Origin of the sequence: Streptomyces sp. WY228, assembly GCF_019287315.1 — a bacterium.
Classification (GTDB): Bacteria; Actinomycetota; Actinomycetes; order Streptomycetales; family Streptomycetaceae; genus Streptomyces; species Streptomyces caviscabies.
Map to the genome: position 1 here is coordinate 2,181,691 of NZ_CP079114.1, position 12,875 is coordinate 2,194,565.

A 12,875-nucleotide genomic window follows, 5' to 3' on the forward strand; every position below is an offset into this window, starting at 1 on the left:
CTGCCGGCGTCCTCGGCCGAAGTCCCGGTCTCCGCATCACAGAGGAGCGTGGTGCTTGACCTTGTCGCAGCGTCAACGTTTCTACTGGCCGCATGCGTATCGGAGAGATCGCCGCGCTCGTGGGAGTCACCTCCCGGGCCGTCCGGCACTACCACCACATCGGCCTCCTGCCCGAGCCCGCCCGGCAGGCCAACGGCTATCGGGCGTACACCGTCCGCGATGCCGTGCTGCTGGCCCGGATCCGGCGGCTGACGGAGATCGGGCTCTCCCTCGACGAGGTGCGGGACGTGCTCGCCGACGACGCGGGGCGGGAGCTGGCCGAGGTGCTCGGGGAGCTGGACGCCGATCTGGCGCGGCAGGAGCGGGAGATCCAGGAGCGGCGGCAGGTCCTGGCCGTGCTGCTGGAGGCGCCGCTCACCCCGGACGGGCCGTTCCTCTCCCCCGCCCTGGCCGCGCTTCTGGAGAAGGCGCCCGCCACCGGCTCCCCGGCCGCCGCGAAGGACCGCGAGCATCTGGCGCTGCTGGACGCGGCGGGCGGTGGGGCCGGGGCCGAGGTGTTCGCGGCGCTGCGGCCGCTGGCCGAGGATCCGGGTGTCCTCGCGCTGTACGAGCGGCTCGACGAGCTGGCCGGGGCCGGGGTGGACGATCCGCGCATCGCGCCCCTGGCGGCCGAGCTGGTGGCGGCGGTGCCGGACGAGGTGCTGGCGGTGATCCCGGACGGGGAGCCCTCGCCGAGCGGGTTCGGGCGGGTGCTGCTCGACGACTACCCGCCCGCGCAGCGCGAGGTGGTGCGCCGGGTGATGGTGGCCCTGGCCGAGCGGGTCCGGCTGCGCGTTCACCGGGGAACGCCGTGACGGCGGTGGGGCTGCGGGCGGCCCGGGCCGTCGCGTGGTCGGTGCTGCCCGCCGAACTGGTCCTGGTCGTCTGTCCGGTGGCCGGGGTACGGATACCCGCCCCGGTCCTGCTGGGCGCCGAGGCCCTGGTGGTGGCCGTGCTCGTCCTGGACGCCTCGGTGCTGTGGCGGCTGTACACGGCGGCCCGGCGGCGGGACGGGGCCGGGCGGCGGGAGGCCCTGCGGTCGGCGGTGGGCGCCCTGGTGCCGGTGGCGTTGCGGCGGCTCGTGGTGCACGAGTTCCGGGCCCTGCACAGCCTCGGGCTGTGGGTCGTACGCCGTCGGCACCGGATTCCGGAGGGGGCGCTGCCCGTCCCGTACACCGAGCCGCAGACCGGGGTGATGTACGCCTTCGCGTTCGTCTCCGTCCTGGAGACGGTGGTGCTGGCCCTGGTGATCCCCTGGCCGCTGGTCCACGCGATCCTGCTCGTCGTGGATGTGTACGGCGTCGTCGTGGTCCTCGCGATCCACGCCGCGTGCGTGACCCGGCCGCACGTGGTGGAGGCGGACGGTTCGCTGCGGCTGCGCTACGGCGCCCTGTTCGACCTCCGGGTGCCCGCCGCCGTCATCGCCGCCGCCCGGGTGGACCGGCGTTTCCCGGGCGGCGGCCTGGTCCGGGTCGACGAGGACGGAACGCTCGACCTGGCGGTGGGGAGCCAGACGACGGTGACCGTGGAGCTGACGGAGCCGGTGGAGTTCGTGCGGCCGCTCGGCCGGCGCGGCACCGCCCGTACGCTCCGGTTCAACGCGGACGATCCCCGGGCGGCCGTCGCGGCTCTCGTGAAGCCCGCGCCCCGGGCCACGCCCCAGCCCACGCCCGCGCCCGCGTCCCAGGCCACGCCCGCGCTCACTCCCCCGCTCACGCCGGAGCGAACAGCACCGTCCTCGACGCCGGACCCGCCTGCGTGAGCCGGACCCGCAGCCGCTCCCCCAGCGGCAGCGGGGCCGTGCCGCCCTCGATCCGGCCGACGACCGCCGGGTCCCGGAGGTGGACCGTGCCGGTGGTGGGGTTCCGCTCCTGCACGTCGACGACGTACGCGTCGAAGAGCTGCCCCACCTGACCCTCCAGCAACGCCGCCTCGATCAGGTCCACGCAGGACCGCTCCACGGTGTTGGCCCGGCGCGTCCCCTCGGCCATCTCCTTCGGCAGGGCGGGCAGGGCCTCCCGTACCCACGCGGGAGGTTCCTTCCCCGCCGTCGCGGCGAGGCAGAGTTCGGACGCGTACCGGTCGACCAGGCGGCGCAGCGGTGCGGTGCAGTGCGTGTAGAGGTCGGCGACCGCCGCGTGCACGGCGGGGTCGGGGAGTTCGCCGTGGTCGAAGGCGGTGTAGCCCGCGCCGCGCAGGAGGGTGGTGCACTCCAGGAGGAACGCCGCGTGGTTGCCCTGCTCCGGATCGAGGGAGCGGACGACCTCGGCGTACGGGACGTGGTGCGGCCAGTCGATGCGCAGGGCGCGGGCGGAGCGCCGCAGCCGGGCGACGGCTCCGTCCGGGGCGACGGGGAGGGTGCGCAGGATGCCGGTGCCCGTGTCGGCCATCAGGCGAGCGGCGGCCATGCCGGTGAGCAGCGAGATCTGCGCGTTCCACGCCTCGGCGGGGAGCGGGGCGCGGTAGGCGAGGCCGTAGGAGCCGTCGTGCTCGATGATCTCCTGTTCGGGCACGTCGAGCGAGATGCCGCCCCGGGCCAGCTCCTGTTCCTCGCGCAGCCGTCCGATGTCCCGGAGCAGGGCGAGGGGCTCCTCGGCGGTGCCCGTGTCGATCTGCCGCTGGACGCCCGCGTAGTCGAGCTTCGCCCGGCTGCGGACCAGGGCCCGGCGTACGTCGGTGGCGACGGCCCGCCCGTCGCCGTCCAGGTCGATCCGCCACAGTGCGGCCGGCCGGGTCTCGCCGGGGAGGAGGCTGGCGGCGCCCTCGGAGAGGACGGTGGGGTGGAGGGGGATCCGGTCGTCGGGGAAGTAGAGGGTGGTGACCCGGCGGTGGGCCTCGGCGTCGAGCGCGCCGCCCGGCCGGAGAAACGCGGCGACGTCCGCGATGGCGTAGTGCACCCGGTAGCCGGACCCGCCCCGGCGGCGTTCCAGGAACATCGCCTGGTCGAGGTCCGTCGAGCTCGCCGGGTCGATGGTGAGGAACGGCAGGTCCGTGGCGTCCTCGTGGGCCGCCAGGTCCGGGTTCCGCGCCGCTTCCGCCGCCTCCGCGAGCGCCTCGGGCGGGAAGGCGCCGGGCAGGTCGAGCTCGGTGCGCAGCGCCCGCAGGGCGGTCCCGAGCGAGCAGTCGGCTGCACCGGTCATACGGAGGTGGCGGCGGGGCATGGACCGAGCGTAGGCCGGGCGGGGGCGGGCGGCATCCGGGCCGAGCGCCCCCGCCCGGACGGTGTTTCCCGCTCGCCGGCCGTCGGCACGTGCGTGCGTGCCTGCCGCCGTACCGGTCCGCGACCGTCCGGCCGTCCCGTGGTCGGGGTCGTTGCCGTTGCTGTTGCTGTTGCTGTTGCCGTTGCCGTTGCCGTTGCCGTTGCCGTTGCCGTTGCCGTTGCCGTACGGGAAGCGCCGGCCCGTCCCCGTACCCTTGCCGAGGACCCGGTGAGCCCGCACGCCGCCCGGGTCCGCGCTTGCGCCGTACGTACGAAGGAGAACCGCCGTGCTCGTGCTGTTGCCGCCCTCCGAAGGAAAGGCCGCCTCGGGGCGCGGGGCTTCCCTGAAGCCGGAGTCGCTGTCGCTGCCGGGGCTCGCCCCGGCCCGTGCGGCGGTGCTGGACGAGCTGGTCGAGCTCTGCCAGGCGGACGAGGAGAAGGCCCGTGAGGTGCTGGGCCTGAGCGTGGGTCTCGCGGGCGAGGTCGGCAAGAACGCCGAGCTGCGTACCGCCGGAACCCGTCCGGCCGGAGAGCTGTACACCGGGGTGCTGTACGACGCCCTCGACCTGGCCTCGCTGGAGACGGCCGCGCGGCGGCGGGCCGCCTCGTCGCTGCTGGTCTTCTCGGGGCTGTGGGGCGCGGTCCGGATCGGCGACCGGATTCCGCCGTACCGCTGCTCGATGGGCGTGAAGCTGCCGGGCCTCGGTGCGCTCGGCGCGTACTGGCGTACCCCGATGGAGACCGTCCTGCCCGAGGCCGCCGGGGACGGGCTCGTCCTGGACCTGCGGTCCTCGGCGTACGCGTCGGCCTGGAAGCCGAAGGGCGAGGTGGCTTCGCGCACGGCGAGCGTGCGGGTGCTGCACTCCCAGCTGGTGGACGGGGTGGAGAAGCGGTCCGTGGTGAGCCACTTCAACAAGGCGACCAAGGGCCGGCTGGTACGCGATCTGCTGATCGCCGGTGCGCGGCCGAAGGGTCCTGCGGAGCTGGTGGAGGCGGTGCGGGATCTCGGGTACGTGGTGGAGGCCGAGGCCCCCGCGCGGGCCGGGCGGCCGTGGTCGCTGGACGTGGTGGTGACGGAGATCCACTGACCACCCGGGACGGAAGCGGTTGATCACCCCGGGACGGTCACGTTGCACTCTGCGCAACGCTCGTTGCAGCCAGCGCCTTGCTCGCGGCAGGATGGCCCCATGACCTCCTCCGTGCCGTCCGCCGCCCCCGACGCCCCCGCCGCCTCCGTGCTGGATCTCGCGCCCGTCGTCCCCGTCGTCGTCCTGCACGACGTGGCCGACGCGGTGCCGCTGGCGCGGGCCCTGGTGGCGGGCGGGCTGCCGGCGATCGAGGTGACGCTGCGGACGCCCGCCGCGCTGGAGTCGATCCGGGCCATGGCGGCCGAGGTGCCGGGCGCGGTGGTCGGCGCGGGCACCGTGATCTCGCCGGAGCACGTACGGGACACGGTCGACGCCGGGGCACGGTTCCTGGTCAGCCCGGGGTGGACGGACGCGCTGCTGGAGGCCATGAAGGCGTCCGGGGTGCCGTTCCTGCCCGGTGTCTCGACCACCTCCGAGGTGGTGGCCCTGCTGGAGCGCGGGGTGCGGGAGATGAAGTTCTTCCCGGCCGAGGCGGCGGGCGGCACGGCCTATCTGAAGGCCCTGTCCGCGCCGCTCCCGCAGGCCCGGTTCTGCCCGACCGGCGGCATCTCGCTCGCCTCCGCCCCGTCGTACCTCGCGCTGCCCAACGTCGGCTGTGTGGGCGGCAGCTGGATGGTCCCGGCCGACGCGGTGGCGGCGAAGGACTGGGACCGGGTGGCCCGGCTCGCGGCCGAGGCGGCGGCGCTCGCCCCGTAGATCCGCGAGGGCCCGCTCAGCGCAGGAGCTGTACGGCGTAGAGACCGCCGACGCCCAGCGCCAGCACCCCCAGCAGCAGCCGCAGCGCCGTCTCCGGCAGGCGGGGCTGGAGGCGGGCGCCGAGGTAGCCCCCGCACAGTCCGCCGAGCCCGCAGGCCAGACCGAGGGACCAGTACGGCGCGATGTCGCCGGTGACGGACAGGGACAGCAGCGCGTACGTGCCCGCGCCCACGACCGAGGTCACGAAGGTGGCGGCCAGCGCGGCCGGGGCGACCTTCGCCACCGGCATGCCGCGCCCGACCAGGATCGGGCCGAGGAGCGAGCCGCCGCCGATCCCGTAGATCCCACCGGCGACGCCGACCGCCATGGCCAGCCGGGTGACGGCGCGGGCCGAGGGCTCCCGTGCGGGCGCCGTACGGGAGGCGCGGCGCAGCGTGCGCAGACAGAGCCAGCCGCCCAGCGGCAGCAGCAGCACGGCGATGAGCAGCCGGAACACCGACGGGCCCGGCACGGCGAACACCCGGATCACCGCGCCGACGACGACCCCGGGCACCGTGCCCAGCACGAGCAGCCGGGTCAGCGGCCCCCGGAGCGTCCCGGCCCTGTGGTGCCGCAGCAGGGCCCCGGGCCCCGCCACCACGTTGTAGAGCAGGTTGGTCGGGGTGACCGCCGGGCTGGGCACCCCGAGCACGCTGATCTGGACCGGCAGCAGGAACACCGCACCGGACACCCCGACCGGGGCGGTGGCCACCGAGATCAGCAGCCCGGCGGCGAACCCGAGCAGCCCCGTGGACCAGTTCATGCGCGCCCGCCGCTAGCGCAGGTGCGAGGTGTCGTTGAGCAGGCGTACGGAGGCGTTGCCGTCGCCGTAGTAAGCGACCGTGGAGATCGAGGCCGCCGACAGCTCCATCCTGAACAGCGACTCCGGCGGGGCTCCCAGGGCGAGCCGGACGAGCGTCTTGATCGGGGTCACATGGGTGACGAGCAGGACCGTGCGGCCCGCGTACCGGGCGACGATCCGGTCCCGGGCGGCCGCGACCCGCTCGGTGACCTCCGTGAAGCTCTCGCCGCCGCCGGTCGGGGCGGTGTCCGGGGAGGCGAGCCAGGCGGTGAGGTCGTCGCCGTACCGCTCCCGTACCTCGGTGAAGGTCAGCCCCTCCCACGCGCCGAAGTCCGTCTCGCGCAGGTCCTCGTCGATCCGGACGTCCAGGCCGAGCCGGGCGGCGACGGCCGCGGCGGTCTCGCGGCAGCGGCGCAGCGGGGAGCTGACGATGTCCTGGACGGTGCCCAGGGCGGCAAAGTGCTCGGCGGCCCGTTCGGCCTGGCCGCGGCCGGTGGCGGAGAGCTCGGGGTCGGTGCCGCCGCTGCCGGAGAACCGCTTCTCGGGCGTGAGGGCGGTCTCGCCGTGCCGGAGCAGGACGAGCGTGGCGGGCGCGCCCAGGTCGGGGGCCGCGCCCCAGCCGGTCTGCGGGGCTCCGGCGGCCTCGGGACCGCTTCCGGCCGCCTCCGGCGCGGCTGTTGTCTCCGGCGCGGCCGACTCCGGAACCGCTGCCTCCGGCAGCGGGAAAAGCCCCTCCGGGGCCGCCGCGCCACGTGCCGCCGCCAGCGCGGCGCGGGCCTTGGCCGCGCCCGCGGCCTGGTCGCCGGGCGGGCCCTGCACCGGCGGCGAAGCGATCGGGGTGCGGGCGGACGGGGCGTCCAGGGCGGCCGTGGAGGCGGACGCCTCCCACTGCCTGCCGTCGCGGCCCGCGTCCATCGCCTCGTTGGCGAGCCGGTCCGCGTGCTTGTTCTGGGCGCGCGGGATCCACTCGTACGTCACGGAGGACGGCGGCAGGATCGCGGCGGCGCGGGCGGCCAGCGGCTTCATGTCGGGGTGCTTGATCTTCCAGCGCCCCGACATCTGCTCGACGACCAGCTTGGAGTCCATCCGGACGTGGACCCGCAGCGCGTCACCCGCGTCCGGGAACAGCGCCTTCGCGGCCTCCAGACCGGCGATCAGGCCCCGGTACTCGGCGACGTTGTTCGTGGCGACGCCGATGTACTCGGCGGCCTCGGCGAGCGGCTCGCCGGTGGCCGGGTCGATGACGACCGCGCCGTAACCGGCGGGCCCCGGATTGCCCCGGGAGCCGCCGTCGGCCTCGACCACCACCTGGCGGGCGACGCTCATTACAGGCCCGACTCCGAGGTACGGACCAGGATCCGGTGGCAGTTCTCGCAGCGCAGGACCGTCTCGGGGGACGCGGCCTTCACGTCGTTGACCTCGGCCATGTTCAGTTCGAGGCGGCAGCCCTCGCAGCGGCGCTGGTAGAGCCGGGCGGCGCCGACGCCGCCCTGCTGGGCGCGGAGCTTGTCGTACAGCTTCAGCAGGTCGGCGGGGATGACCTCGGCGACGACCTGGCGGTCCTTGGTCACCGTGGCGGCCTCGGCGTCCAGCTCGGCGGTGGCGGCGTCCCGGCGGGCGGTGGCGTCGTCGACCTTGGCCTGGACGGCGGCGACCCGCCCGGTCAGCTCGGTGACCCGCTCCTGGGCGGCCTCGCGGCGCTCCATGATCTCCAGGACGACGTCCTCCAGGTCGCCCTGGCGCTTGGCGAGCGAGGTGATCTCGCGCTGGAGGCTCTCCAGGTCCTTGGGCGAGGAGACCGCGCCGGAGTCCAGGCGCTGCTGGTCGCGGACGGCACGCTGGCGCACCTGGTCGACGTCCTGCTCGGCCTTGGTCTGCTCGCGGGTGGTGTCGCTCTCCTCGGTGGTGGAGGCGACCAGCAGGTCACGCAGCTGCGCGAGGTCGCTGCTCAGCTGCTCGATCTCGGCGTGCTCCGGCAGCGAGGTGCGCTTGTGCGAGAGCTGGGCGAGACGGAGGTCGAGGGCCTGGACGTCGAGAAGTCGGATCTGGTCGGCGGGCGCGGCGTTCAGTTGGGGGCTCCAGAGGAATGGTGGGTGGTCCAGGGGTCGGTGACCTGCTTCGAGACATGGACCCGCAGGTCCCATCCGTGGCGGTCGGAAAGCGCGTCGAGCTGGGCGGCCGCCTGCTCGCACCAGGGCCATTCGGTGGCCCAGTGCGCGGCGTCGACGAGGCCGAGCGGCGAGTGCTGCACGGCCTCGGACGCCGGGTGGTGGCGCAGGTCGGCGGTGAGGAAGGCGTCGACACCGGCGGCGCGCACGGCGTCGAAGAGGCTGTCGCCGGAGCCGCCGCTGACGGCGACGGTACGCACCAGTGCCTCCGGGTCGCCGGCCAGCCGGATGCCCTGCGCGGTGGCGGGGAGCCGGGCGGCGGCGCGGGCGGCGAAGTCGGCCAGGGTCTCGGGGTGGGCCGGCTCGCAGATCCGGCCGAGTCCGCGCCGCCCGGCGGGGTCGGTGGGGTCGGGGACGAGCGGCCCGGTGACGCGCAGGTCGAGGGCGCCGGCGAGGGCGTCGGAGACGCCGGGGTCGGCGGTGTCGGCGTTGGTGTGCGCGACGTGGAGCGCGATGTCGTGCTTGATGAGGGTGTGGACGACCCGGCCCTTGAAGGTGTCGGCGGCCACCGTCGTCGTCCCGCGCAGATAGAGCGGGTGGTGGGTGACGATCAGCCGGGCGCCGAGCTCCAGGGCCTCGTCGGCGATCTCCTGGACCGGGTCGACGGCGAACAGCACCCGGTCGATCTCCGCGTCCGGATCGCCGCAGACCGTCCCGACCGCGTCCCATCCCTCGGCCCGCTCGGGGGGCCAGAGGGCGTCGAGGGCGGCGATGACTTCAGACAGACGGGGCACGGGGGAAAGGCTACCTGTCCGGGCACGCCCGCCGCCCCTGGCCGCCGGACCTGTACGCCAGGACCGGCGGCCGGACACGAATCGTTACGTCACCGGCCGGCTCTCACCGGACCGGGCGGTCACTTCACCAGGTCCGCGCGGAGGTCGTCGAGGACGAGGTCGGCCGAGGTGACGCCGAGACCCAGGTACCAGGTCTCGTCGGAGACGTCCTTGGCCCGGCCCTCCTTGACGGCCTTCAGGTTCTTCCACAGCGGGTTGGACCGGGCGGTGTCGCGCTGGGTGGCCTTCGCGTCGCCGTAGACGCCGGTGAAGATCCAGTCGGCGTCCGCCTCGTCGATCTTCTCCGGGCTGATCTCGGCGGCGAGGTCGTCGATCTGCTGGTTCTTCGGACGCGGCAGGCCGACGTCCTCAAGGATCGTGCCGATGAACGAGGCCTTGGCGTAGAGCCGGAGGCGGTCGGGCATGTAGCGGACCATCGAGACGGTCGGCTTGTCGGGGCCGATGTCCTCACCGAGCTTGACGGCCTTCGCCTCGTACGCGGCGAGGTTCGTCTCGGCCTGCTTGGTGCGGTCCAGCGCCTGGGCGTTGAGGAGGTAGTTCTCCTTCCAGGTGAAGCCGGGGCGGATGGAGAACACGGTGGGCGCGATCTTGGACAGCTCGTCGTACTTGTCCGCGGCGCGGAGCTGGCTGCCGAGGATCAGGTCGGGCTGGAGGCCCGCGATGGCTTCGAGGTTGAGGCTGTTGATCGTGCCGACGCTCTTCGGCTCGCCCGCGTCCTTCTTCAGGTACGAGGGGATGGCCGCGTCGCCCTCGCTGGGGGCGTAGCCGACCGGCTTCAGGCCCAGCGACACCACGTTGTCGAACTCGCCGACATCCAGCACGACCACGCGCTTGGGGGCCGCCTTGATCTCGGTCTTTCCCATGGCGTGGGTGACCGTACGGGGGAACTGGCCGGCCGCGGCGTCGGTGCCGTACGCCGCCGTCTTCTTCGCCGCGTCCGCGAAGTCCTTGCCGCCCGTGGCGACGGCGGCCTTCTTGCCGCCGCCCGCGTCGGACTTCGCCGCGTCCGCGTCGCCGCCGTCGCCGCCCCCGCAGGCCGACAGGGAGAGAGCGGCCGCCACGGCCAGGGCGACTGCGGCGGTACCGCGGGGTCGAAGGGACATCACTTACTCCAGTTGTCCGCGTACGTGCGTGGGGGCACGGGTGTTTGGTTAGGGCCGCCTAACCATAGACGTGGCCATCTCCGACAGCACACTCACCCCTGCCACCTCAGGAGAATCCGGGCATCGCCACCCTTATGTGTGAAGTGCGGTGGCTCGTGTTGTTCGGCTGGAAGTGCGAAAACTAGCTTTCGTAGCCGGAGGTGACGAGTCCATGACTGCCTGTGCCATCGAGGGTGGATCCGCCGGGGCCGCCACGACGGCGGACCCGGAAGCGGAACCCGAACCGGAAGAGCCCGGAAGGCCCGCCGGGGCGGACGGGGAAGCCGGGGAAGACAGAGAAGACAGCGAAGCCGGGCAAGCCCGGGAAGCCCGGGGCGGCGAAGAAGCGGAAGCGTCGTCCACGGCGGCCGACGCACGGTCGCACGCCGACGACGCCCCCCTTCCCCGCGGGTTCACGCTCACCGCGGACGGGGCCTATGCCGCCCGGCTGACCGCGGCCCCCGGCCCGCCGGGCGAGCGCGCCTGGTATCCGGAGCGGTGGACGCTGGACGGGCCCGAGCCGTATGCGGTGCCCCTGCCCCTGGACCAGCCCGAGGAGCCGGACACCCAGGTGGCGCCGCTCGCCGACGGGCGGGTGCTGATCCAGCGGCAGGTGGCGGACCGGCAGATGTTCTCGCTGCTCTACCCGACCGGGCCGGGGACCGGCGAACTCCTGCTGGGCGCGGTCGCGTGCGCGCGGATGACCCTGCTGCCGCCGTCGCCGGACGGCCGGTGCGTGTACGCCCTGTCGGCCGGCGCGCACGAGTCGTCGCTCTGGCTGGTGGCGGGCGGGGCGTTCGGGCCCGAGGAGGTCGCCCGGATTCCCGGGCACTGCTCGGGCGGGGTGTGGCTGGACCGGGCGGGCCGGATGCTGGCGCTGGACCGGCGGGCGCCGGGCGGCGGACCGGTGAAGGCGGTCGCGGTCGATCTGGGCAGGCAGGGCGAGGTGACGCCGCTGCTCCAGATCGCACCGGAGAGCGATGACCGGCTGCTGCTCGCGGACGCCGACAGCGGACTGCTGCTGCTCCGCTCCGACGCGCCGGGCCATGACCGGCTCGGCTGGGGGGTGTTGGGGAGCTGTCTGCCGGTCAGGTTCCCGGAGTGCCTGCGCCTCGCGGACGCGGCGGTGACCCCGTTCGCGGTGCAGCCGGGCCAGATGCTGATGCCGGAGAGCTGTGCGGTGGCGCTGCGGATCGACGGGGCGGCGGGCAGCTGGGTGGGCGTCTGGCGTCCGGCGGGCCGCCGGCTGCACCAGTTCGCGGCCCCGCTGGGCTGGGCGCCGGGGGCCGGTTACTGGAGCCGGGACGGGGTGTTGCACCTCCCGTACGCGAACGCGGCGACGCCCTGCGGCGTGGCGCTGCTGGAGGCTCCGGAGGACGTCGACCCCTCCCCCGTACCCGGCTGTCCGAGTGACGGTGCGGGCGGAACGGAACCGTCCGCCGCTGTCGGCGCTCCTGCTGTGTGTAAGCCGGTTCCGTTGGGGCAGGCGCCTCTGCACCGAGCCGCTCGATCTGACTAAGCTTGCGACCCCTGGCTACGCGGCCGTGACGGGCGGGTACCGACGGTGACCGGCGTCGGACGGCGGTGGCGGGGCTTGCGACACACGTAGGTGCGACAGAAGTAAGCGATCACAACGGGGTGACTTCCCACATGTCCGAAGCACGGACCGACACCACCCAGCAGCGCCCGACGGGGGCGGACGAGGGGTCCGGAACCGGTGGTTCCGGCAAGCACCGAGGGGGTGCGTCGGCGGAGAACACGTCGGTGCAGCCGCACGGCCGCCACCGCCGGCCCGCCGAAGAGCAGTCCAGGGCGGCCTGAGCCGCCGAGCAGTGCGGAGCGAAGGGCCCGGACCGGCGGGAGGACCGCCGGTCCGGGCCCTTCGCATCCGTACGTACGGCTACCGCCGCTTCAGCCCCAGCACCTCGGCGGCGGCGAAGGTCTCGTTCGGGGGCCGGTCCGCGTAGTACGGGGTGAGCAGCTCGTCCAGTTCCGCGAAGGTGAAGGTCTCCTTCGTCGCGTCGAACCGCGCGGCCACCCGGGGCCGTTCGACGACGGCGACCATGCCTCCGTGGACGACGAGCAGCTGCCCGTTGACCCTGGCCGCCGCCGGTGAGGCGAGATAGCCGACGAGCGGGGAGACGTGTTCGGGCGCCAGCGGGTCGAGGGCGCCGTCCGCCGGTTCCTGGAAGCCCGCGAACACGTCCTCGGTCATCCGGGTCCGGGCGCGCGGGCAGATGGCGTTGGCGGTGACGCCGTACTTGGCGAGGGCCAGCGCGGTGGAGGTGGTGAGACCGACGATGCCGCCCTTGGCCGCCGCGTAGTTGGGCTGTCCGGCGGAGCCCGCGAGGAAGGCCTCCGAGGAGGTGTTGACGATCCGGCCGTAGACCGGCCCGCCGGTCTCCTTGGAGCGGGTCCGCCAGTGGGCGGCGGCGAAGTGCGTGGTGTTGAAGTGGCCCTTGAGGTGGACGCGGACGACCGAGTCCCACTCCTCCTCGGTCATCGAGAAGACCATCCGATCGCGCAGGATGCCCGCGTTGTTGACCAGGATGTCGAGCCGGCCGTGGGCCGAGATCGCCGACTCGACCAGCTGACGCGCCTGTTCGTGGTCGGAGACGTCGCCGAGATGGGCGACGGCCCGGCCGCCCGCCGCGCGGATCTCGGCGGCGACCTCCTCGGCGGGGGCGGCGGAGGCCTCGCCGGAGCCGTCGCGGCCGGGCTGCCCGTAGTCGTTGACGACGACGGCCGCGCCGAGGCGGGCCAGTTCGAGCGCTTCGGCCCGGCCGAGGCCGCGGCCCGCGCCGGTGACGATCGCGGAGAGTCCGTCCAGCGGAAGGGGAAGTGACAT

At 74.3% G+C, this 12,875-nt stretch carries 13 protein-coding genes; 6 read left to right on the forward strand and 7 right to left on the reverse strand.

Annotated elements, in window-relative coordinates; all coding sequences use genetic code 11:
- Positions 1-92: 92 nt before the first annotated feature.
- Together KV381_RS09375 and KV381_RS09380 are read left to right on the forward strand one after the other, a co-directional pair.
- On the forward strand, positions 93-854 hold the full coding sequence (locus tag KV381_RS09375) for a MerR family transcriptional regulator (RefSeq protein ID WP_218785046.1): 762 nt from the start codon (positions 93-95) through the stop codon (positions 852-854).
- Positions 851-1,801 carry a hypothetical protein gene (locus KV381_RS09380; RefSeq protein ID WP_086780066.1) on the forward strand — a complete coding sequence of 317 codons (951 nt, stop codon included), beginning with the start codon at positions 851-853 and terminating at the stop codon, positions 1,799-1,801. The genes KV381_RS09375 and KV381_RS09380 overlap by 4 nt, the downstream gene beginning before the upstream one ends.
- Here the strand turns inward: KV381_RS09380 and KV381_RS09385 are convergent.
- The gene (locus tag KV381_RS09385; protein ID WP_030080974.1) at positions 1,752-3,179 is read right to left on the reverse strand and encodes an RNB domain-containing ribonuclease; all 1,428 of its coding nucleotides are present in this window, start codon (positions 3,177-3,179) and stop codon (positions 1,752-1,754) included. The two genes, KV381_RS09380 and KV381_RS09385, sit on opposite strands and share 50 nt — an antisense overlap.
- Positions 3,180-3,525: 346 nt before the next feature.
- Between KV381_RS09385 and yaaA the strand changes: the two genes are divergently transcribed.
- The gene (yaaA, locus tag KV381_RS09390) at positions 3,526-4,326 is read left to right on the forward strand and encodes a peroxide stress protein YaaA (RefSeq protein ID WP_030080976.1); all 801 of its coding nucleotides are present in this window, start codon (positions 3,526-3,528) and stop codon (positions 4,324-4,326) included.
- A gap of 99 nt (positions 4,327-4,425) precedes the next feature.
- The gene (eda, locus tag KV381_RS09395; protein WP_030622408.1) at positions 4,426-5,082 is read left to right on the forward strand and encodes a bifunctional 4-hydroxy-2-oxoglutarate aldolase/2-dehydro-3-deoxy-phosphogluconate aldolase; all 657 of its coding nucleotides are present in this window, start codon (positions 4,426-4,428) and stop codon (positions 5,080-5,082) included.
- Between the two features lie 16 nt (positions 5,083-5,098).
- Here eda and KV381_RS09400 read toward each other — a convergent pair whose 3' ends face one another.
- From KV381_RS09400 to KV381_RS09420, 5 genes are all read right to left on the reverse strand, one after another.
- A complete protein-coding gene (locus KV381_RS09400) occupies positions 5,099-5,884 on the reverse strand; it encodes a sulfite exporter TauE/SafE family protein (protein WP_030080980.1) in 786 nt (261 codons plus the stop codon).
- A 12-nt stretch (positions 5,885-5,896) separates the two neighbouring features.
- The gene (locus tag KV381_RS09405; protein WP_218785047.1) at positions 5,897-7,249 is read right to left on the reverse strand and encodes a bifunctional RNase H/acid phosphatase; all 1,353 of its coding nucleotides are present in this window, start codon (positions 7,247-7,249) and stop codon (positions 5,897-5,899) included.
- Positions 7,249-7,992, reverse strand: coding sequence for a zinc ribbon domain-containing protein (locus tag KV381_RS09410; RefSeq protein ID WP_179889503.1), 744 nt, complete (start codon positions 7,990-7,992; stop codon positions 7,249-7,251). Before KV381_RS09410 ends, KV381_RS09405 begins: the two co-directional genes overlap by 1 nt.
- Positions 7,989-8,825: a Nif3-like dinuclear metal center hexameric protein gene (locus tag KV381_RS09415; RefSeq protein ID WP_218785048.1), complete on the reverse strand. Its 837-nt coding sequence runs from the start codon at positions 8,823-8,825 to the stop codon at positions 7,989-7,991. The genes KV381_RS09410 and KV381_RS09415 overlap by 4 nt, the downstream gene beginning before the upstream one ends.
- A gap of 119 nt (positions 8,826-8,944) precedes the next feature.
- On the reverse strand, positions 8,945-9,988 hold the full coding sequence (locus tag KV381_RS09420; RefSeq protein ID WP_030080988.1) for an ABC transporter substrate-binding protein: 1,044 nt from the start codon (positions 9,986-9,988) through the stop codon (positions 8,945-8,947).
- A gap of 211 nt (positions 9,989-10,199) precedes the next feature.
- Here KV381_RS09420 and KV381_RS09425 point away from each other — a divergent pair, with 211 nt between their 5' ends.
- Together KV381_RS09425 and KV381_RS09430 are read left to right on the forward strand one after the other, a co-directional pair.
- Positions 10,200-11,546, forward strand: a complete 1,347-nt coding sequence (locus tag KV381_RS09425; RefSeq protein ID WP_030080994.1) for a hypothetical protein — start codon at positions 10,200-10,202, stop codon at positions 11,544-11,546.
- A 131-nt stretch (positions 11,547-11,677) separates the two neighbouring features.
- On the forward strand, positions 11,678-11,848 hold the full coding sequence (locus KV381_RS09430) for a hypothetical protein (RefSeq protein WP_167396285.1): 171 nt from the start codon (positions 11,678-11,680) through the stop codon (positions 11,846-11,848).
- A gap of 79 nt (positions 11,849-11,927) precedes the next feature.
- On the opposite strand, the gene KV381_RS09435 is transcribed toward KV381_RS09430, so the two are convergent.
- On the reverse strand, positions 11,928-12,875 hold the full coding sequence (locus KV381_RS09435; RefSeq protein WP_030080996.1) for a 3-oxoacyl-ACP reductase: 948 nt from the start codon (positions 12,873-12,875) through the stop codon (positions 11,928-11,930).

Coding starts and splice junctions, on each gene's coding strand:
- KV381_RS09375 (WP_218785046.1), top strand. CDS start 93: ATGCGTATCGGAGAGATCGCCGCGCTCGTGGGAGTCACCTCCCGGGCC.
- KV381_RS09385 (WP_030080974.1), bottom strand. CDS start 3,179: ATGACCGGTGCAGCCGACTGCTCGCTCGGGACCGCCCTGCGGGCGCTG.
- eda (WP_030622408.1), top strand. CDS start 4,426: ATGACCTCCTCCGTGCCGTCCGCCGCCCCCGACGCCCCCGCCGCCTCC.
- KV381_RS09400 (WP_030080980.1), bottom strand. CDS start 5,884: ATGAACTGGTCCACGGGGCTGCTCGGGTTCGCCGCCGGGCTGCTGATC.
- KV381_RS09405 (WP_218785047.1), bottom strand. CDS start 7,249: ATGAGCGTCGCCCGCCAGGTGGTGGTCGAGGCCGACGGCGGCTCCCGG.
- KV381_RS09420 (WP_030080988.1), bottom strand. CDS start 9,988: ATGTCCCTTCGACCCCGCGGTACCGCCGCAGTCGCCCTGGCCGTGGCG.
- KV381_RS09425 (WP_030080994.1), top strand. CDS start 10,200: ATGACTGCCTGTGCCATCGAGGGTGGATCCGCCGGGGCCGCCACGACG.
- KV381_RS09430 (WP_167396285.1), top strand. CDS start 11,678: ATGTCCGAAGCACGGACCGACACCACCCAGCAGCGCCCGACGGGGGCG.
- KV381_RS09435 (WP_030080996.1), bottom strand. CDS start 12,875: ATGTCACTTCCCCTTCCGCTGGACGGACTCTCCGCGATCGTCACCGGC.